Genomic DNA, 17,460 nt, shown 5'->3' on the forward strand with positions numbered 1-17,460 from the left:
GCGTGGAAGTCGGCGCGGCCAGAGGCCAGAGACGCCGTGGATCCGGCTCCGCCGGTCCACTGGCGTCGTCCCCCTTCCCGCGCGCAGCGCGAGAGAAGGGGGAAGGCGCGCAGCGCCTCAGGGGGATGCACCCTGCTATTGCGCGCTGGCCTGCTGCACTTGCGAGGCCGAGGCCAGCTGTACGCGCATGTTTGCTGCCAGGCGGTTGAACGCGGCGCGCGAGGCGGCCGAGACGGGCTGGGCTGCCGCGCTCTGCTGTGCGAGCACCATCGGATCCTGGTGCTGGCCGTTCACGCGCGATTCGAAGTGGAGGTGGGGGCCGGTCGCCCAGCCCGTCGCGCCGACGGCGCCGATGGTCTGGCCCTGCTCCACGGACTGGCCCTTGCGCACATCGATGCGGCTCAGGTGCGCATACACCGTCACGTGCTGGTTGTTGTGCTTGATGTAGATGACGTTGCCGTAGCCGTTCTGCACGCCGGCGAAGTCCACCGTGCCGTCCCCGACGGTGCGCACGGCCGTGCCGGTGGGCGCGGCGAAATCCGTGCCGAGGTGGGCGCGCCACTTCTGCAGGATGGGGTGGAAGCGCATCTTGAAGCCGCTGGTCACGCGCGAGAACTCCACCGGCGAGGCGAGATAGGCGCGGCGCATGCTCTCGCCTTCCAGCGTGTAGTACGAGCCCTTGGACGCTCCAGGCTCCTGGAACCAGACGGCGTCGTAGGTCTTGCCGTTGTTGTGGAACTCGGCGCTCAGCACGCGGCCGCTGCGCAGCGGCTCGCCGTCGGCCTCGAGCGTTTCGTACACCACCGAGAAGCGGTCTTCCTTGCGCAGCGCGCGGTGGAAGTCGATGTTGCTGGAGAAGACTTCCGCCAGCTGGATGGCGACGGCGTCCGGGATGCTGGCTGCGTCGGTGGCGGCGAAGAGCGAGCTGCGGATGATGCCGCCGGCGAGCCGGTTGCCCACGGTCAGCGGGGCCGTCTCGATGCGGGAGGAGAAGGCGCCGCCCTGGCGCTCGACCACCAGCCGCCGGAAATTGCCGCTGTCGTCCTGCACCCAGCGCGCCGTGAGCTTCACCAGCCGGTGGTCCTCAGTGGTTTCGGCGGACACCGAACGGCCGCCGCGGCCCAGCAGGTTCTGGCGCACTTGTCCGTCGCCGCGCAGGAACGCGGCGGCTTCGGGGTCGGCCACGCCCATGCGCTGCAGGATCGCTTCGGCCGTGTCGCTGCTGCGGGTCTGGTCGGTGCGGTAGAGGGAGTAGCTGGGGATGTCCACCAGAGCGGACAGCGGCTGGCCGGCTGCGAGGGATTCGACCGGATACTCGACGGTGGTGCGGGGCAAGTCTCCCGGGTCCGGCGCGAACGACGCCACGGCGAAGGCTCCACCTCCGCCGGTGAGCAGGACGGCCGCGACCGCGGCGGTGATGCGTTTGGGATGGGTCTGGGCAAAGCGCGAGAGCCGATCCAGCAGTGCAAGGCCGGCGGATGTCAAGCCGTTGTTCAAGAGTCTGTACCCCAGGGTGAAGCGCATGCGGGCCCGGGAAGGCGGCATGCAGGGAAAGTCCGTGGTCGCAGCGGCTGGCACCGGGCCGGAAGGCGGAGCCGGCGGGCGCACTAGAATCCGCCGCTGCAAAGGTGGCAGGAAGTATAGCCACCGACCTACCCGCCGAACCCCGTAAAACCCTTATGAATCAATCCGCTGTTACAACATTCCCGGTCACCGATGGTGTAGGACGGGCGCTGGAGGTGTCGTTGCGCGGGACCGACGAACTGTTGCCCCGGGAGGAATGGACGCGCAAGCTCGCGCGCTCCGAGGCCACGGGTGTCCCCCTGCGCATCAAGCTGGGCCTGGACCCCACGGCGCCGGACATCCACATCGGCCACACGGTGGTGCTCAACAAGATGCGCCAGCTGCAGGACCTGGGGCACCAGGTGATCTTCCTCATCGGCGATTTCACCACGCTGATCGGTGACCCGTCCGGGCGCAATTCCACGCGCCCGCCGCTCACGCCGGAGCAGATCAAGGTAAATGCCGAGACGTATTACCGCCAGGCGAGCATGGTGCTCGACCCCGCGAAGACCGAGATCCGCTACAACAGCGAGTGGTGCGAGCCGCTGGGCGCCGCCGGCATGATCCAGCTGGCGGCCAAGTACACCGTGGCCCGCATGATGGAGCGCAATGATTTCCACCAGCGGTTCACGGACGGCAGCTCCATCAGCCTGCACGAGTTCCTCTACCCGCTGCTGCAGGGCTACGACTCCGTGGCGCTCAAGAGCGACCTGGAGCTGGGCGGCACCGACCAGAAGTTCAACCTGCTGATGGGGCGCCACCTGCAGCAGGAATACGGCCAGGAGCCGCAGTGCATTCTGACCATGCCGCTGCTGGTGGGGCTGGACGGCGTGGACAAGATGTCCAAGTCCAAGGGCAACTACATCGGCATCACGGAGGATGCCAACACCATGTTCGCCAAGGTGCTGTCCATCAGCGACACGCTGATGTGGGACTGGTACACGCTGCTGTCGTTCAAGAGCCTGGCCGGGATCGCCGCGCTGAAGGCAGAGATCGAAGGCGGACGCAACCCCAAGGACGCCAAGGTGGCGCTGGCCAAGGAAATCACGGCACGCTTCCACAGCGCGGCCGCGGCGGAAGCGGCCGAGCAGGATTTCATCAACCGCAGCAAGGGCGGGGTGCCGGACGAGATCCCAGAGGTGCAGATCTCCGGTGCGCCGCTGGGCATCGGCGCGCTGCTCAAGCAGGCGAACCTCGCCCCCTCGACCAGCGAGGCCAACCGACTGATCGACGGCGGCGGCGTGCGGGTGGATGGCGCCGTGGTCGGCGACAAGGGCCTGAAGCTGGACGCAGGTACCTACGTCCTGCAGGTGGGGAAGCGCAAGTTCGCCCGGGTTGCGCTGGGCGCCTGAGCGCGGAAGGGGCGGGGGCCGTTCAGTCCACGGCGACCGCGCTGGCGGCGGCGATGCGCCGTTGCTGCCACACGCGCAGCAGCTCGGCCGAATCCATCACCAGGCCCAGGTGCAGCGACACCATGGCCAGCGCGGCACCCTCCAGGTGGTCGTCGGTGCCGCGCACAAGGTCGCGCAGCACGATCACGCGGTAGTTGTGGTTGTTGGCATCGAATGCCGTGTTCAGCACGCAGCAGTCCGTGAATCCGCCATCGAGCACCACCGTCGTGATGCGCTGGTTGCGCAGCAGGAAGTCCAGGTCCGTGGGGTAGAAGGCCGAGAGGCGGCGCTTGTTCTCCACGCGCAGGTCGCCGGGTTCCACGCGTGTGACCCATTCGGTCCAGCGGCTGCCTTCGAGCGCATGCGCGCCGGCATTGGGAATGTCGCCCACGTGGAGAGGAAAGGTGCGGCGCCAGGCGGCGGGAATGCCGTGCAGGTCGTCCTCGCCGCCGGGCCGCAGGACCGACTTGACGTGCACGATGCGCACGCCGGATGCCCGGGCCTGGTCGTGGAAGGCGTCGATGGGCGCCACCACGTCGCGGGCCCTCGGGGCGGGGCAGGGGCAGTCCGGGCTGTCTTCCAGGTGTCCCCGGTGCATGTCGATGGAGACCACCGCGGTGGTCGCCGGATCGAGGTAGTCGGCGAAATGCCCGCCGTCCAGCGCGCGCTCTTTGCCGTAGATCCAGGCTTTCATCGCCGTTCCTCTCTCACATAGGGTTCTCCGAGGGCGCCGGGCTCGCCGTCGAGGCGGCTGCGGCCGAGCGCCACCCAGACCATCACGGCCAGCGTGACCGCGTAGGGGGTCATCAGCACGAAGTACTGCGGCAGGCGCACGCCCGCGGCCGCCAGTTGCGGAATCAAGGCCTCGATGCATCCGAACAGCAGGGCGCCGGCCAGCGCCTTCCACGGGGACCAGCGCGCGAAGATCACCAGGCCCACCGCGATCCAGCCGCGCCCGCCGGTCATGCCGGCGATCCACAGTTTGGTCGAGAGCAGGGACAGGTAGGCGCCTGCAAGGCCCACCAGGGCCGCACCCGCTACCACCGCGGCGAAGCGGTAGGCCGCGACCGGGATGCCGGCCGCATCGGCGGCCTGGGGGTTCTCGCCCACGGCGCGCAGGCGCAGGCCCGAGGTCGTGTGCTGCAGGTAATGCACCGCGGCCCAGAAGACCAGCGGCGTAAGGTAGGCCACCGCGTTCTGCGACAGCAGCCGGCCCAGCACGGGCAGTTGCGCGAGCGGGCCCAGGGGGACGGGGCCCGCCGAGGTCACCGGCTGGTTGGTCCAGCCCATCAGCGTGCCCACGAGGCTGGTGAGCCCCTGGCAGAAGAAGACCAGCGCCAGGCCGGAGATCACCTGGTTGATGCGCAGCCACACCACCATCACCGCGAACAGCACCGACACCAGGGCCGCCGCCATCATGGCCAGCACCAGCGAGACGCCCGTGGCCCCGAACGCGAGCTGCGCGCCGATCGCGGAGAGCGCACCGACCAGCATCAGGCCCTCCGCCCCCAGCGAGAGCACGCCCGCGCGCTCCGCGATGATCAGGCCCAGGGCCGCCAGCGCATAGGGCACCGCGAAATCGGGGATGCTGCCGATCCAGTGCGTGAACAGGTCCATGGCGGATCCCCGGCGGTCAGGACGATGCCACGCGGCGCAGCCGGTGGCGGATGAAGAAGTCGGACGACGCCACGCAGACCACGATGATGGCCTGGATCAGCTGCACCATCGAGAACGGGATCTGGTAGAAGACCTGCAGGTTGCGCCCCGCTACGAAGAGCGTGGCCACGAGCACGGCGACGACGGCGGCGGCCACGGGATGGTTGCGTGCCAGGAACGCGATCAGGATGCCCGAGAAGCCATAGCCCTGGTAGAAGGACTGGGTGAGCCGCCCCTCCTGCCCGGCCGCCACCAGAAAGCCGCCCAGCCCGGCCAGTGCGCCCGATCCGAGCACCGTGCCGAGGATGACGGCGCGCACCGGAACCCCCGCGGCCTGCGCCATGCGGGGATTCGCATCGACGAAGCGCAGGTACAGGCCCGCGCGGCTGGCCTGCACGAACCACCAGGCCAGCGCCATCGCCAGCAGCGACAGCAGGACGGCCACGCCCGAGGGCCCGAGGAATTCGGGCAGGCGTTCGAAGCTGCGGAACTGCGGCGAGTAGGGAAAGGAGTCCTTCGGATCCTTCCAGGCGCCGTACACCAGGTGCAGCAGGAAATTGCCGGCGATGTAGTTGAGCATCAGCGTGGAGATGATCTCGTTGACCCCGAGGCGCAGCTTGAGCAGCGCGGGCCCCGCGGCCCAGAGCAGGCCGCCCGCGAGGGCCGCCAGCGCCATGAGCGGCAGGCGCAGCGCGGGCGGGCCGATGTCGTACAGCGAAAGGGAGGTCGCGGCGATCGCGCCCCAGACCATCTGCCCCTCGAGCCCCAGGTTCCAGAACCGCGCCCGGAATGCGATCGATGCGGCCAGGCCGATCATGATCATCGGGGCCGCCTGGAACAGCACGGCCTGCAGGCTCTGCAGGTCGAACAGCGTGCTCACGATGAACTCGTTGAACAGCTCGCGCGCGGGCACCCCGGCGGCCACCAGGATCAGTCCGGACAGGGCCAGTCCCGCGAGCACGGCCATTCCCAGGACCAGGGCCTGCCGCGGCAGGGGCATCTGCTGGCGGATTTCGAGCGTGTAGCGGCGGCTCGCCAGCGGTTGCGGGCGCCCGGCGGCAGGGGGAGCGAGTGCGGCTTCAGTCATGGTGCACCATGGCCCGGCCGATGGCCTGGCGGTCCGCGGCGGGATCGAATTCGGCCACGATGCGGCCTCCGGCCATCACGCCGATGCGGTCGGACAGGGACATCACCTCGTCCAGGTCTTCGCTGATGAGCAGCACCGCAGCGCCGGCATCGCGCGCCGCACGCAGCCGCTCGTGCACCTGGGCGGTCGCACGCACGTCCAGGCCCCGGCTGGGGCTGTGCGCCAGGATGAAGCGGGGCTGCTTGCTGAACTCGCGCGCGATCACCAGCTTCTGCGCATTGCCCCCGGACAGCAGTGCGGCTTTCTGCGACAGGGCGCGCACGCCCTGCACGTCGAAGGCGGCGACCGCTTCGCGGGTCTCCTGATCGATCGTGCGGCGGCGCACCCACCAGGGCGTGCCGTACCGTCCGTTGTGGACCTGGCCGATGGCGAAGTTCTCCGCGATCGAGAGGCCGCCCGCCAGCGCGTGGCTGTAGCGGTCTGCCGGGATGCAGGCCAGCCCCGCGGCCCGTCGTGCGGTGGCTGTCTTCTTGCGCAGGTCGCCGAACCCGGAGAGGGCGATGTCGCCCGAGGTCTCGATGGGCAGGCCCATGATGGCGCCGGCCAGCTCGCCCTGGCCGTTGCCCCCCACGCCGGCAATGCCGTAGATCTCGCCCGCATGCACATCCAGCGTCACGCCGACGAGTGCCTGCCGGCCGTCCCGCGCAGGCGTGGACAGGGCGCGCAGCGACAGGCAGGCCGCACCCGGTGCGCTGCGCGTGCGGGCCTCGCGCGGGGGCGCCGCGCCCACCGTCATGCGCACGAGTTCCTCGGCCGAGGTGGCGCGCGGATCCACGGTGGCCACCGTCCGTCCGCCGCGCATGACGGTCACGCGGTCGGCGTAGGCCTTCACGTCGGCCATCCGGTGCGTGACCAGCACCACCGCGCAGCCCTGCGATGCCAGCTCGCGCATGGTGCCCAGCAGGCGCGCGGCCTCCTGGTCGGTGAGCACGGCGGTGGGTTCGTCCAGGATCAGGATGCGCGCGCCCGCCAGCAGCACCTTGAGGATCTCCACGCGCTGCTGCTCGGCGATGGACAGGCTGTCCACGCGCTGGCGGGGATCGATGTCGAAGCCCAGTGCCGCGGCCTGGACGCGGATGCGCTCTTCCAGCGCGGCCAGCTGCTGCCGGTGGCCGTGTTCCCCGGCAGAGAGTCCGAGGAGGATGTTCTGTGCCGCGGTGAAGGGGCGCACGAGCTTGAAGTGCTGATGCACCATGCCGATGCGGTGGCGCGCTGCGTCACGCGGGCCTGCCAGCCGTACGGCGTTGTCGTCCACCAGCATCTCGCCCTGCTCGGGGGCATAGAGCCCGGCGGCGATGTTCATCAGCGAGGACTTGCCCGCGCCGTTCTCGCCCAGCAGGGCATGCACTTCTCCCCATCTCGCATGGAAGTGCGCGTCGTCCAGTGCGACGAAGCCGTCGAAACTCTTGCGGATGCTCCGCAATTCGAGTGCGCTGGCCATGGTCACTTCTGCGTGACCACGCCCTTGACGAACCAGTCCATCTTCCAGAGATCGGCATCCGGGAGCACGGCGCCCGCGGCGACACGCTCCTTGCCGTCGCGGTCCTTCAGGGGGCCCGCGAAGATCTGCTTGCCCTTGAGCAGGGCGTCGCGCTCGGCGAGGATCACCTTGACCTTGTCGGGCGGCACGGCCGGGCCGAAGCCGGCGATGTCGGTGCCGCCGGCGCTCATCGGGATGAAGGCGCCATAGGGCGCGGGCTTCCAGCCGCCGGCGATGATCTTCCGGATCTCGGGGATCAGGAACTTGTCCCACACCCACACGGAGGAGCACAGCGTGGCCTTGGGCGCGAATTGCCGCAGGTCACGGTGGTGGCCCGTGCCGTGGACGCCGCGCTCCTGGGCGACGATCTGGGGCGTGGGGCTGTCCACGTGCTGTCCGATCACGTCGGCACCCTGGTCGATGAGGGCCGAGGCCGCGGCGCGTTCCTTCACGGGATCGTTCCAGCTCCCGGTGTAGATCACGTTGACCGTGGCGTTCGGGTTCATCTTCTGCGCGCCCAGCGCGTAGGCGTTGATGGTCCAGTTCACCACGCCGAAGGGATTGGCCGCCACGAAGCCGAGCTTGCCCGTCTTGCTGGCTGCACCGGCGGCCATGCCGCACAGGTACTGGCTTTCATAGGTGCGGCCATAGAAGGATTCGAGGTTGGGCCCGTTGGTGGTGCCCGAGGCATTGAGGAAGGCCACGTCCGGGTGTTTGGCGGCCAGGTCCTTGAACGAGTCGGAGTGGCCGAATGCGGTGCCGATCACGATGTTGGCGCCGCGCGATATGAAGCGCTCGGCGGCCGGCTTGATCACCGAGGCATCTTCGGAAATGTTCTCGACGAACTGCACCTTCTGCCCGAGCGCGGCTTCGATCTTCACGCGGGCTTCGTCGAGGGCCTGCGTCCAGCCGCCGTCGTTCCTGGGGCCGTAATACAGCATCGCGATCACCGGCTTGCCCTTGAGGGTGAAACCGCCGCCCGGCTGTTGCGCCAGGGCTGCGGGAGCGGCGGCGATCACGGTGCAGGCGATCGCGGCGAGGGCGGAGGAGCGCGTCAGGGAGCGTGGCATTCGGGACCTTTCTTGCGAAGGCGGTGGGGGCGTGGGGGGCATGGAAGCTGCGGCGGCGCGGGCCGTCACAGCATGAAATTGATGCGGAATACATTGCCCTCGGGATCGAGCAGGACGGCCTGGTACCAGTGGTAGTAGGTCTCGTAGGGCGGCTTGACCAGCGTCGCGCCTGCCGCGACGGCGGCCGGCACCGTGCGGTCCACGGCATCGCGGCTATCGACGTCGATGTTGAGCAGGAACCTCACGCCCCGGGTGTCCGCATGGTCGGACAGCCCCAGCAGCCCGTAGGCATCCAGCGCGTTGAAGCCCAGGCTGCTGCGCCCGGTGTCCAGCCCGCGGAAGATGGGCGAGCGGATTGCTTCGATTTCCGGAAAGCCGAACACGTGCTGGTAGAAGCCGCTGAGGGCGACCACGTCCCGCGCGAAGACGTTGACATAGGAAAGGTGCGCCATGCCGGATGCCTGCGCCGTCAGGCCGCGGCCCGGGTGCCGCCGAACGTGGTCTGCTTGACGAACTTGGACGTGAGGTGGTCGCCAGAGGTGATGGGGGCGTGGCGCGGCGTCTCGCCCGGGCCGAGGCAACTGGGCAGGCACTCGATCAAGGCGTCGTAGTTCGGCTGGTGGAAGAACACGAGCGATTGGCGCCGCGTATTGCGCAGCGCGTCGTCGAACGGCGGATTGGCGACCCGGTGCAGGGTGGAAATCCAGGTGTCGTTGGTCCACTGCATCATCAGGTCGGCGATGTTGATCACGAAGCTGCCTTCCACCATCGGCACATCGACCCACTGGCCTGCCTTGTTGAAGACCTGCAGGCCCGGGCCGTCGGGGCGAACGATGGTCAGGCTGCCGTAGTCGCTGTGGGCGCCGGCACGCATCTGTCCGGGCAGGGGCGATTCCTTCTGCGGCGGATAGCTCAGCACCCGGAACATGCTGATGTGCCGGTCGATCTTGTCGTCGAAGAAGTCCTCGGGCAGGCGCAGCGCCGTGGCGAAGATGCACATCAGCGTGCGTGCCAGGCCGCTCATGGCATCGAAATACGCGGTGTAGGCCTCACGGAAGCCCGGAACGTCGGGCCACGCGTTGGGTTCGAAGTGCGCGCCCGCGGCCGCTCCCCGGTGGTAGTCGTCCTGGGGGACGTCCGTGGGGCCGATGGAAAACGATTCCTTCAGGTCGCCGGGAGCGGCTTCCTCGAGGCTGTAGGACAGCCCTTCCTCGCCCACGGCGCTGTAGCCTCGCACGGCATCCTCGCGAGGGCGGTCCACGCGGCGCTTGGTCTCCAGGGGCAGGGCGAAGAATTCGCGGGATGCGTGCGAGACCCGTTCGATGAGGTTCGCCGGGATCTGGTGATGGGTGACGACCAGGAAGCCGATGTCGCGGCAGGCGCTGTCCACCTGGGCGGCCAGCCGCATCCTGTCCTCTCGCGAGCCATCGAACCAGGGTTGCAGGTCGATCACGGGAACGTCCAGGGCAGGCATGGCAATCTCCGGCAGGAGGGTGGCAATGGACGAGCTCGAAGCAATTGCCATGCCACTGGCCCTGCAGAGAGCAGGCCTGCGCCGCCGCTTTGCGGCGAGCGCGGACGGCGCGCGGTTTGGGTGCGCGGCGCCACCAGCTTGGCGCACGGGCAACGCCGGATGCACTGCCGTGGCACATCCCTGCGCTGCGCCGCGCGCTGGCGGTGCGGCCGCCGCAAGCGGGCCGTATCAGCCCAGGTCGTCGTTCAGGTCCGGATCGGGGACTTCGCCCACGGCTTCGCGGGTGAGCTGCGCCTCGCGCAGCAGCCATGAGCAGAACGCCTTGATCTCGGGGCGCTGCCCGCTGCGCGGCCCCACCAGCATCCAGTACACCAGCGGCGAATCGAGCCGGTAGCCGGGCAGCACCTCGACGAGATCGCCGGACGCGAGGCTGTCCGCGATGAGCGGCATCCGCGCGAGCGCGAGGCCCTGGCCGGTGAGCGCGGCCTGCACGATCTGGTGGGCGTAGTTGAAGTAGAGCCAGCGCTTGGGCTGCAGCTTGGACTGGCCGTTCTGCTCGAACCAGCGCCGCCACGTCAGCCATTCCAGGTACGCCGTGCGGTGGGCGTCGCCGGCTTCGATCAGCGTGAACTGGGCGACGTCCGCGGGCTTGCGGATGGGCGGGCCGCTCTTGAGCAGCCAGGGGCTGGCCACCACGGCGAGCTGCTCCCCGAACAGCCGCTGCGCGCCCTGCATCTGCGAGCCCGGCACGGCGTAGCGCAATGCCAGATCGACGTCCGCGGTTTCCAGGTCCACGGACACGTCGCTCGCATCGATGCGGATATCGATATCGGGGTTGTCGCGCTGGAATTCCTCCATGCGCGGAATCAGCCACATGGATGCGAAGCTGGCCCAGGTCGTGATCGCCACGCTCTTGCGCCCGGCGGTCTGCCGCACGAGCCGCACGCTGGCATCGACCCGTTCCAGCGCAGGCGCCACGGCGCGCTGCAACTGCGCCCCCGCGCTCGTGAGTTCCACCGCGCGCGTGTGCCGCAGGAAGAGCGGCACGCCCACCTCGTCCTCCAGTGCCTGGATCTGGCGGCTCACCGCCGATTGCGTGAGGGCCAGCTCCTCGGCGGCGGCGCGGAAGTTCAGGTGCCGGGCCACGGCGAGAAAGGCGCGCCAGTGGCCGACCGCCACGGGCCGAGTGCGCAGGTGTGCGACAGGGGCGGGAATTGTCATGGTGCTTGCAGTGCCGGGGTTTTGGCTCAATTAATGAGCTGGATGCATGAAATTATGGCCGCGTTTTCATTGGACCCGGGCCCCCGCCCAAAAGAAACTCCTTGCACGGCAACAGCTTGAAAGCAGTGGAGAACAAGCCATGCAACCATCGAACTTTCCAGATTCGCAACAATGGCGTTTGCCTGCGGGCGCGTGGCGGCTTGCCCTCGGCGGGGCCGTGGGGCTGCGGCCGCGGCGGGCAGGCACGCTGGAGATCGTCCAGGGTGGCGTCTGGCTGACCGTGTCGGGTCCGCGGGCCCGCGAAGACTGTGGAGGCCGCGAAGAGGACGTCTTCCTGCACGCCGGCGACACGCTTCGGCTCGCCGGGGGGCAGCACGCCGTGCTGGAACCCTGGACGGCGACGGGCCGGGCGGGCGATGTGGCGTTCCTGTGGACGGAGGAATGCGTGCAGCGCGTGCCGGTGGCGTCGGCCTGCGGCGCCGTGGCAGGGTCCCTGGGGGACCTGTTCCGTGCCCAGGCGGCCCTGGGCGGTGCCCTGCTGGCGCTGGGCCGGGCCGTGTGGCATTCGGCCGCCGGCCGTGGGCCGCGCGTGGAGGGCCCTGCGCCGCTGCCCTCCCCGATGGCGATGCCAGGGCGCCATTGATGCGCTTGGCGCATTGAAACGGCCCTGTTTGCGCATTGATGCGAAAGCTGCATGGTTCCCGGTGGCGCTTTTCATTGGACGCTCCAAAGGGTTCAGAGGAAAAATATCGGAAATATCAGGGTTTACCAGGGGTCTGCAATGTCTGCATCACATGTTCTGAATTTTCAACAATCCGCCGTCCGTGACCGCTCTTCCGGCCTGGACGTGTACCGGCTCGACTCCGGCAAGGCCCACAGCCTGCGCCCGCGCGTGCCGATGGCGCTGCGCATCGCGTCGGGCCGTGCATGGGTGACCATCGACGACCCGATGGGCGAGTGCGATCCTGCTGCGGGGGACATCGTCCTGCATGCCGGCCAGACGCTCTGGATCGCCGCCGGCCAGCATGCCGTCATCGAACCGCTGGGCAGGGACGCGGTGCAGTACCGCTTCGACATCTCGCGCGTGGTGAAGAACGAGACCGCGGGCCAGGGCGTGGTGTCCGCCCGCGGACCGGCCTGCTGCGCCTGAGATCGTCCGCGCAGGTGGGCCCGGCGGCCATGCCGGGCCGTGCCCCCGGGGCGTTCAGAGCTCCAGATCGATCGCCAGCGCCTTGAAGGCGGCCATGGCGTCGTCGCCCGCCAGCGATTCCATGCGGGGCAGTGCATCCGCGTCTTCCAGCGTGCTGAAGGCGAGGCTGAACCGCTGGAACCGGCGCTTCATCAGGGGGGCCTGGTGCAGCACTTCCATCTCGGTATGGCGCGCATCGACGCGGATGCGCCCCAGCAGGGAAGCCAGGGGAGCCGGGGGGCCTTCCAGCTGCTGGCAGAAACGCTGGCCGTCGAACACCAGCAGGCCGGTGATGCCGTCCCGGACGTTCGAGAGCCGGGCCTTTGCGGCGATGGCGGCCACGATGCCCAAGGGCTGGCCAGGGGCCAGCGTGCTGACGTAGAGCACTTCCTGGAGCGGTGCAGTCAGCGGAGGAGGGAAAAGCGTCATGGACTTTCCACTCTAGAGAACACGGCGGCAGGCCGCAATGTCAAAAGACATAGCATGCGGGCACGCCGATTGCCTAGAATCGCCGCCGCGTTCGTGTTCCCCTCCCCCTTCCCACTTCCTCCGCAGGCGCTGGCCGTATGAGTATCGATGTCGTTCCCGCTGGGCCATCCCTTGAGGTCCCGCGCCATTGCGGCGCCTGCCGGTTGCGCCAAGGCACCCAGGCCTTCACCCCGGTGACGGGCGAGGAACTCTCCTTCATCCAGTCCTACCGCTGCGGCGTCGAACTGGTCAAGGCGGGCGGCACCCTGATCCGGGAGCACCAGTCCGGCGGCCGGCCCTACACGCTCTACAGCGGGTGGGCGTTTCGCTACAAGACCCTGTCGGACGGGCGCCGGCAGATCCTGAACTTCCTGCTTCCCGGCGACCTGGTCGGGCTGCAGCAGGAGTTCTCGGATGCCGCCATGCATGGCGTGGAAGCCGTGACGGACTGCGCTTTCTGCGCCTTCGATGCCGATGGCCTGTGGTCGATGTTCCGCGAGCATGCGCGCCTGGCCTACGGGGTCACGTGGCTGGCGGCCCGGGGCGAGGGCATGGTGGACGACAACCTGCTCACCGCCGGCCGTCGCTCGGCGATCGAGCGGGTGGCCGTGTTGCTGGTGTACCTGTACCGCCGCCTGGACCGACTGGGGCTTTCCGAGGGGGGCTCGGTGGATTTCCCGATCAACCAGCAGCACATCGCCGATGCGCTGGGGCTGTCGCTGGTGCATACCAACAAGACGCTGCGGCGCCTGTCCGAGATGGGCATGCACGAAATCTCCGGGGGCCGCCTGCGGCTGCTCAACCCGCGGGCGCTCGCGCGCATCGCGGAATACTACGACGCCATTCCCCGGCCCGTGCCCCTGCTGTGACTGCCTGAGGGGGGGCCGGCGGGCGCCTGCATGCCCCCATGCGGCGGGGCGGATAATCGGCCATCCCCCATTCCCATCCATATTCCATGAGCGCACTGGACGTCATCATCATGGCCGCGGGCAAAGGCACGCGCATGAAAAGCCGCATTCCCAAGGTCCTGCAGCGCCTGGCAGGGCGTCCCCTGCTGGCGCATGTGCTCGACCAGGCGCGCGGCCTGCAGGCACGGCGTGCCGTCGTCGTGACGGGCCATGGCGCGGCCGAGGTGGAGCCTTTCATCGCCCGTGCGGCGGAGGGGCTGGACGTGCGCTGCGTGCGGCAGGAGCCGCAGCTGGGCACCGGCCATGCCGTGCAGCAGGCGGTACCGGCGCTGCAGGGCGACGGGACGGTGGTCGTGCTGTCCGGCGACGTGCCGCTCACCCGCGCGGACACCCTGCGCGCGCTGGTGGCGGCGGGCGGGGGCGGGCAACTGGCCCTGCTCACCGTGACCCTGCCGGACCCGGCGGGCTACGGACGCATCGTGCGTGGCGGTGACGGCGCGGTGCGCGGCATCGTCGAGCACAAGGACGCCACCGAGGCGCAGCGCGCCATCGATGAGGTGTACAGCGGCATCATGGCCGTGCCGGCGGCGCTGCTGGCCGGCTGGCTGGCGCGCCTGACCAACGACAACGCCCAGGGCGAGTACTACCTGACCGACATCGTGGCCATGGCCGTGGCCGACGGCGTGCCCGTGGTGGCGCACCGCATCGCCGACGCGCTGCAGGTGGCCGGCGTGAACAGCCCGCTGCAACTGGCCGAGCTGGAGCGCGCCCACCAACTGGCCCAGGCGCGCGCGCTGATGGAGCAGGGCGTGCGCCTGGCGGATCCCGCGCGCTTCGACCTGCGCGACGACCCGCGCACCGGCGCGCGCGGCGAACTGGCCTGTGGGCAGGACGTGGAAATCGACGTGAACTGCATCTTCTCCGGTCGCGTGGAGCTGGGCGAGGGCGTGCGCATCGGCGCGCACTGCTGCATTGCCAATGCGCGCATCGCCGCAGGTGCGGTGATCCATCCCTACACCCACATCGACGGCGAGCAGCCGGCGGGCGTGCAGGTGGGCGAGGGCGCGCTGGTCGGGCCGTTCGCGCGGCTGCGGCCCGGCGCCCAACTGGGGCGCGAGGTGCACATCGGCAACTTCGTGGAAGTGAAGAATTCGAGCCTGGCCGACGGCGCGAAGGCCAACCATCTCGCCTACCTGGGCGATGCCACGGTGGGCGAGCGCGTGAACTATGGCGCCGGCAGCATCACCGCCAACTACGACGGCGCGAACAAGCACCGCACGGTGATCGAGGCCGATGCGCACATCGGCAGCAACTGCGTGCTGGTGGCGCCCGTGACCATCGGCGCGGGCGGCACCGTGGGCGGCGGCTCGACCATCACCAAGAACACGCTGCCGGGCGTGCTCAGCGTTTCGCGCGGACGGCAGGTGAGCATCGACCACTGGAAGCGGCCCGTGAAGGGCCAGCGGGCCCCGGATTGACGGGCGCCGCCGCGATGGGCGAAGCCGGTCATACCGACCCCGGCGCGGAGCGCGACCGGCTGCAGGCCGAGCTGCAGGCGCTGCGGCAGGAGCAGGAGGCCTTCCTGCGTGCGGTGTCGCACGACCTGCGCGCGCCGCTGCGCCACATACTGGCCTACGGGCGGCTGGTGCGCGAACTGGTGGAAGAAAGCAATGCCGATCCCGAGGCGCTGCAGTTCCTGGACACCATGGCCCACTCCGGCCAGCAACTGGGCGAGATGATCGACGGCCTTATCCAGTTCGGGCGGGCGGGGCTCGCGCCGGTGCAGCCGCAGGCCGTCGTGGTGGGCGAGGCCGTGCGCGCCGCGGCCGAGGCTGCCCTGGCGGCGGCGCCCCGGGAGGCTGCGGGGCCTGGTGGTGCTCTCGCATGGCCGGCCACCGTGCAGTGGCAGTGGCCGGACTGTGGCGGCGTGGCGGTCCTCGCCGATGCGGCGCTGCTGCACGAGGTGCTGCTGGCGGTGCTGGACAACGCGCTCAAGTTCTCGCGGCCCGTGGCGCAGCCCTGCATCGAACTGCAGGCGCAGCCGCTGCCGGACGGCCGTGTGGAAATCGGGGTGCGCGACAACGGTGTCGGCTTCGTGCCGGCGCGTGCGCAGCAGCTGTTCGGCGTGTTCCAGCGGCTGCATCCGGTGAGCCAGTTCCCGGGCCTGGGCCTCGGGCTGGCGCGGTCGAAGCGCTTCGTGGAGCGCATGGACGGCGAGATCGCCATCGATGCCGTGCCTGCGCCGCCGGGCGGTTCCGCCGAGGGCCAGGGATGCCGCGTGCGCATTGTGCTGCCCGCAGCCGGGGCCTGAAGCGCCGCGGTTCAGCCCTTGCGCCCGAGCGCCACGATCGCGGCCAGGACCACGGCGCCGCCGGCCAATTGCAGGGGCTGCAGCGTCTGGTCCAGGATCCACCACCCGAGCAGCAGCGTGGCCACGGGCTCGGCGTTCATCACGGGAGCGTTGCGCGCCATGTCCAGGCGGGGCAGGCTGACGAACATGGCCGTGAAGGCCGTGCCATAGAGCACCACCAGCGCCGCGAGGCCCCACCAGCCCGGTGCGGCTTCGGGCCAGCGCATGCCGCCCGGCACCAGGCCGCTGGCACCGGCCGCCACCGTCAGCGCGAACACGCTGCCCACCGTCATCAGGCTGCGCCACATGCCGGGCAGTGCCTTGAGCCGGTGGTCGGTGATCCATAGCGCGAGCGCGAACACGCAGGCGGCCGCGAAGGCGAAGGCGATGCCGGCGATCCATGCGCCGCCGTCGTCCCGTCCCAGTTCCGACATGCGCGCGGGCACGTCCAGCGCCAACAGCAGCCCACCCAGGGCCACGGCCATGACCACCGCCGCGCGGCGCGTGGGGCGCGGGCCGCCCAGGCCCCAGGTGAGCAGCGCGAGCAGCACCGGGCATACGTTGGACACCAGCAGGGCCAGGGCCACGGGGATGCGCGCGACGGCGGAGTACAGGCACAGGCTCTGCGTCGCCACCAGCGCGCCCAGCAGCAGTTGCCAGCGCAGCATGCCGTGCGCCATGGCGAGCGCGGGGCGCTGCCACGCCACGAGCGCGGCCAGCACCAGCGCGGTGGCGCCGCTGCGGCACAGCACCGCCAGCAGCAGCCCGGTGCCATGGTCGAAGGCCAGGCGCGCCGCCACGTGGTTGGCCGCGAAGGTGCCGCTGATCAATGCGATCAGCCCGATGGCGAGGCGGCGGGGCAGCGGGGCGGTGAAGGACATTGCGGGCTCCTGCATGGCCTCAGCCCGGCCTGCGCTGCGCGGGCGAGGGCGCGCCCACGCCGCCGTCCTTGCGGCAGGGCAGGCGCGGATCGAACTTGCTGCGCTTGATGCTGAAGAAGGCCTTCACGTTGCGCACGTTGCCGTCGCTGGTGAAGAGCCGCTGCGCGAGCGCGAGGTAGCCTGGCATGTCGGGCGCATACACCACCAGGATGAAATCCGGCCCGGGCGATACCCGGTAGCACTGCTGCACGGCCGCGTCTTCGGTGGCGCGGGCCTCGAAGGCCTCCATGCGCTCCGCGTCCTGCCGGTCCAGCACCACCTCCACGATGGCCGTGAGGCCGTGCCCCAGGTGGCGGGCGAGCACGTCCGGCTGCACCAGGGCCACCTCGCGCTCGATCAGCCCGGCCTCGTGCAGCCGCTTCACGCGGCGCAGGCAGGTGGGAGGGGACACGTGCACCATCGCCGCCAGCGCCTGGTTGCTCAGCGAAGCATCGTGCTGCAGGGCTTCGAGCAACTGCAGGTCGGTGTCATCTGGGAATTTTTCTTCCATAAATATGTATTTTATGAAAGAAAACTCGGAATTGCATTTTGTTGGAAATTTTCATTCATTGAGTGGATAAAAAATGATGAGAAATTTCTTTTCACTCTGCCTAATATCGCGG

The 17,460-nt window shown here is 69.5% G+C and carries 18 protein-coding genes; 6 read left to right on the forward strand and 12 right to left on the reverse strand.

The window, feature by feature from the left end; translation table 11 throughout:
- Positions 1–135 precede the first annotated feature (135 nt).
- Positions 136–1,497: a M23 family metallopeptidase gene (locus BLR05_RS04980; RefSeq protein WP_092832754.1), complete on the reverse strand. Its 1,362-nt coding sequence runs from the start codon at positions 1,495–1,497 to the stop codon at positions 136–138.
- 182 nt (positions 1,498–1,679) lie between these two features.
- Between BLR05_RS04980 and tyrS the strand changes: the two genes are divergently transcribed.
- Entirely contained in the window at positions 1,680–2,915 is a 1,236-nt protein-coding gene (gene tyrS / locus BLR05_RS04985; RefSeq protein ID WP_092832714.1) for a tyrosine--tRNA ligase, read from the forward strand.
- Between the two features lie 22 nt (positions 2,916–2,937).
- On the opposite strand, the gene BLR05_RS04990 is transcribed toward tyrS, so the two are convergent.
- The 8 genes from BLR05_RS04990 to BLR05_RS05025 all read right to left on the reverse strand — a co-directional run bounded on the left by BLR05_RS04990 (position 2,938) and on the right by BLR05_RS05025 (position 11,002).
- Positions 2,938–3,648, reverse strand: coding sequence for a cysteine hydrolase family protein (locus BLR05_RS04990; RefSeq protein ID WP_092832715.1), 711 nt, complete (start codon positions 3,646–3,648; stop codon positions 2,938–2,940).
- Positions 3,645–4,571 (reverse strand): ABC transporter permease, encoded by a 927-nt coding sequence (locus tag BLR05_RS04995; protein ID WP_092832716.1) that lies wholly within the window; start codon positions 4,569–4,571, stop codon positions 3,645–3,647. The genes BLR05_RS04990 and BLR05_RS04995 overlap by 4 nt, the downstream gene beginning before the upstream one ends.
- Before the next feature lie 16 nt (positions 4,572–4,587).
- Positions 4,588–5,697: an ABC transporter permease gene (locus BLR05_RS05000; RefSeq protein WP_092832717.1), complete on the reverse strand. Its 1,110-nt coding sequence runs from the start codon at positions 5,695–5,697 to the stop codon at positions 4,588–4,590.
- Complete coding sequence (locus tag BLR05_RS05005; RefSeq protein ID WP_092832718.1) at positions 5,690–7,198, reverse strand: ABC transporter ATP-binding protein; 1,509 nt, start codon at positions 7,196–7,198, stop codon at positions 5,690–5,692. Before BLR05_RS05005 ends, BLR05_RS05000 begins: the two co-directional genes overlap by 8 nt.
- 2 nt (positions 7,199–7,200) lie before the next feature.
- A complete protein-coding gene (locus tag BLR05_RS05010; protein WP_092832719.1) occupies positions 7,201–8,307 on the reverse strand; it encodes a BMP family ABC transporter substrate-binding protein in 1,107 nt (368 codons plus the stop codon).
- Between the two features lie 65 nt (positions 8,308–8,372).
- Positions 8,373–8,759, reverse strand: coding sequence for a VOC family protein (locus BLR05_RS05015; protein WP_092832720.1), 387 nt, complete (start codon positions 8,757–8,759; stop codon positions 8,373–8,375).
- A 17-nt stretch (positions 8,760–8,776) separates the two neighbouring features.
- Positions 8,777–9,781 carry an isopenicillin N synthase family dioxygenase gene (locus tag BLR05_RS05020; protein ID WP_092832721.1) on the reverse strand — a complete coding sequence of 335 codons (1,005 nt, stop codon included), beginning with the start codon at positions 9,779–9,781 and terminating at the stop codon, positions 8,777–8,779.
- A 228-nt stretch (positions 9,782–10,009) separates the two neighbouring features.
- On the reverse strand, positions 10,010–11,002 hold the full coding sequence (locus BLR05_RS05025; RefSeq protein WP_092832722.1) for a LysR substrate-binding domain-containing protein: 993 nt from the start codon (positions 11,000–11,002) through the stop codon (positions 10,010–10,012).
- A gap of 139 nt (positions 11,003–11,141) precedes the next feature.
- On the opposite strand from BLR05_RS05025, the gene BLR05_RS05030 reads away from it, so the two are divergent.
- Both BLR05_RS05030 and BLR05_RS05035 read left to right on the forward strand, forming a co-directional pair.
- Positions 11,142–11,645, forward strand: a complete 504-nt coding sequence (locus BLR05_RS05030; protein ID WP_092832723.1) for a DUF2917 domain-containing protein — start codon at positions 11,142–11,144, stop codon at positions 11,643–11,645.
- Between the two features lie 138 nt (positions 11,646–11,783).
- On the forward strand, positions 11,784–12,152 hold the full coding sequence (locus BLR05_RS05035) for a DUF2917 domain-containing protein (RefSeq protein ID WP_092832724.1): 369 nt from the start codon (positions 11,784–11,786) through the stop codon (positions 12,150–12,152).
- Positions 12,153–12,206: 54 nt separating this feature from the next.
- Here the strand turns inward: BLR05_RS05035 and BLR05_RS05040 are convergent, their stop codons facing one another.
- Positions 12,207–12,620 carry a BLUF domain-containing protein gene (locus BLR05_RS05040; RefSeq protein ID WP_092832725.1) on the reverse strand — a complete coding sequence of 138 codons (414 nt, stop codon included), beginning with the start codon at positions 12,618–12,620 and terminating at the stop codon, positions 12,207–12,209.
- A 137-nt stretch (positions 12,621–12,757) separates the two neighbouring features.
- Here BLR05_RS05040 and BLR05_RS05045 point away from each other — a divergent pair, with 137 nt between their 5' ends.
- From BLR05_RS05045 to BLR05_RS05055, 3 genes are all read left to right on the forward strand, one after another.
- A complete protein-coding gene (locus BLR05_RS05045) occupies positions 12,758–13,528 on the forward strand; it encodes a Crp/Fnr family transcriptional regulator (RefSeq protein ID WP_092832726.1) in 771 nt (256 codons plus the stop codon).
- A gap of 86 nt (positions 13,529–13,614) precedes the next feature.
- Complete coding sequence (gene glmU / locus BLR05_RS05050) at positions 13,615–15,045, forward strand: bifunctional UDP-N-acetylglucosamine diphosphorylase/glucosamine-1-phosphate N-acetyltransferase GlmU (RefSeq protein ID WP_092832727.1); 1,431 nt, start codon at positions 13,615–13,617, stop codon at positions 15,043–15,045.
- Positions 15,042–15,878, forward strand: a complete 837-nt coding sequence (locus BLR05_RS05055) for a sensor histidine kinase (protein ID WP_225978985.1) — start codon at positions 15,042–15,044, stop codon at positions 15,876–15,878. Before glmU ends, BLR05_RS05055 begins: the two co-directional genes overlap by 4 nt.
- 11 nt (positions 15,879–15,889) lie before the next feature.
- Here the strand turns inward: BLR05_RS05055 and BLR05_RS05060 are convergent, their stop codons facing one another.
- Positions 15,890–16,798: an EamA family transporter gene (locus BLR05_RS05060; RefSeq protein WP_167361196.1), complete on the reverse strand. Its 909-nt coding sequence runs from the start codon at positions 16,796–16,798 to the stop codon at positions 15,890–15,892.
- 19 nt (positions 16,799–16,817) lie between these two features.
- Positions 16,818–17,348 (reverse strand): Lrp/AsnC family transcriptional regulator, encoded by a 531-nt coding sequence (locus tag BLR05_RS05065; RefSeq protein ID WP_092832730.1) that lies wholly within the window; start codon positions 17,346–17,348, stop codon positions 16,818–16,820.
- Positions 17,349–17,460: the final 112 nt, after the last annotated feature.

The sequence above is a fragment of the Paracidovorax cattleyae genome (assembly GCF_900104515.1).
Classification (GTDB): Bacteria; Pseudomonadota; Gammaproteobacteria; order Burkholderiales; family Burkholderiaceae_C; genus Paracidovorax; species Paracidovorax cattleyae.

What these genes read in the sequence shown, in the direction of transcription:
- tyrS (WP_092832714.1), top strand. Translation starts at nt 1,680, where the DNA reads ATGAATCAATCCGCTGTTACAACATTCCCGGTCACCGATGGTGTAGGA.
- BLR05_RS04990 (WP_092832715.1), bottom strand. Translation starts at nt 3,648, where the DNA reads ATGAAAGCCTGGATCTACGGCAAAGAGCGCGCGCTGGACGGCGGGCAT.
- BLR05_RS04995 (WP_092832716.1), bottom strand. Translation starts at nt 4,571, where the DNA reads ATGGACCTGTTCACGCACTGGATCGGCAGCATCCCCGATTTCGCGGTG.
- BLR05_RS05000 (WP_092832717.1), bottom strand. Translation starts at nt 5,697, where the DNA reads ATGACTGAAGCCGCACTCGCTCCCCCTGCCGCCGGGCGCCCGCAACCG.
- BLR05_RS05005 (WP_092832718.1), bottom strand. Translation starts at nt 7,198, where the DNA reads ATGGCCAGCGCACTCGAATTGCGGAGCATCCGCAAGAGTTTCGACGGC.
- BLR05_RS05010 (WP_092832719.1), bottom strand. Translation starts at nt 8,307, where the DNA reads ATGCCACGCTCCCTGACGCGCTCCTCCGCCCTCGCCGCGATCGCCTGC.
- BLR05_RS05015 (WP_092832720.1), bottom strand. Translation starts at nt 8,759, where the DNA reads ATGGCGCACCTTTCCTATGTCAACGTCTTCGCGCGGGACGTGGTCGCC.
- BLR05_RS05020 (WP_092832721.1), bottom strand. Translation starts at nt 9,781, where the DNA reads ATGCCTGCCCTGGACGTTCCCGTGATCGACCTGCAACCCTGGTTCGAT.
- BLR05_RS05025 (WP_092832722.1), bottom strand. Translation starts at nt 11,002, where the DNA reads ATGACAATTCCCGCCCCTGTCGCACACCTGCGCACTCGGCCCGTGGCG.
- BLR05_RS05030 (WP_092832723.1), top strand. Translation starts at nt 11,142, where the DNA reads ATGCAACCATCGAACTTTCCAGATTCGCAACAATGGCGTTTGCCTGCG.
- BLR05_RS05035 (WP_092832724.1), top strand. Translation starts at nt 11,784, where the DNA reads ATGTCTGCATCACATGTTCTGAATTTTCAACAATCCGCCGTCCGTGAC.
- BLR05_RS05040 (WP_092832725.1), bottom strand. Translation starts at nt 12,620, where the DNA reads ATGACGCTTTTCCCTCCTCCGCTGACTGCACCGCTCCAGGAAGTGCTC.
- BLR05_RS05045 (WP_092832726.1), top strand. Translation starts at nt 12,758, where the DNA reads ATGAGTATCGATGTCGTTCCCGCTGGGCCATCCCTTGAGGTCCCGCGC.
- glmU (WP_092832727.1), top strand. Translation starts at nt 13,615, where the DNA reads ATGAGCGCACTGGACGTCATCATCATGGCCGCGGGCAAAGGCACGCGC.
- BLR05_RS05060 (WP_167361196.1), bottom strand. Translation starts at nt 16,798, where the DNA reads ATGTCCTTCACCGCCCCGCTGCCCCGCCGCCTCGCCATCGGGCTGATC.
- BLR05_RS05065 (WP_092832730.1), bottom strand. Translation starts at nt 17,348, where the DNA reads ATGGAAGAAAAATTCCCAGATGACACCGACCTGCAGTTGCTCGAAGCC.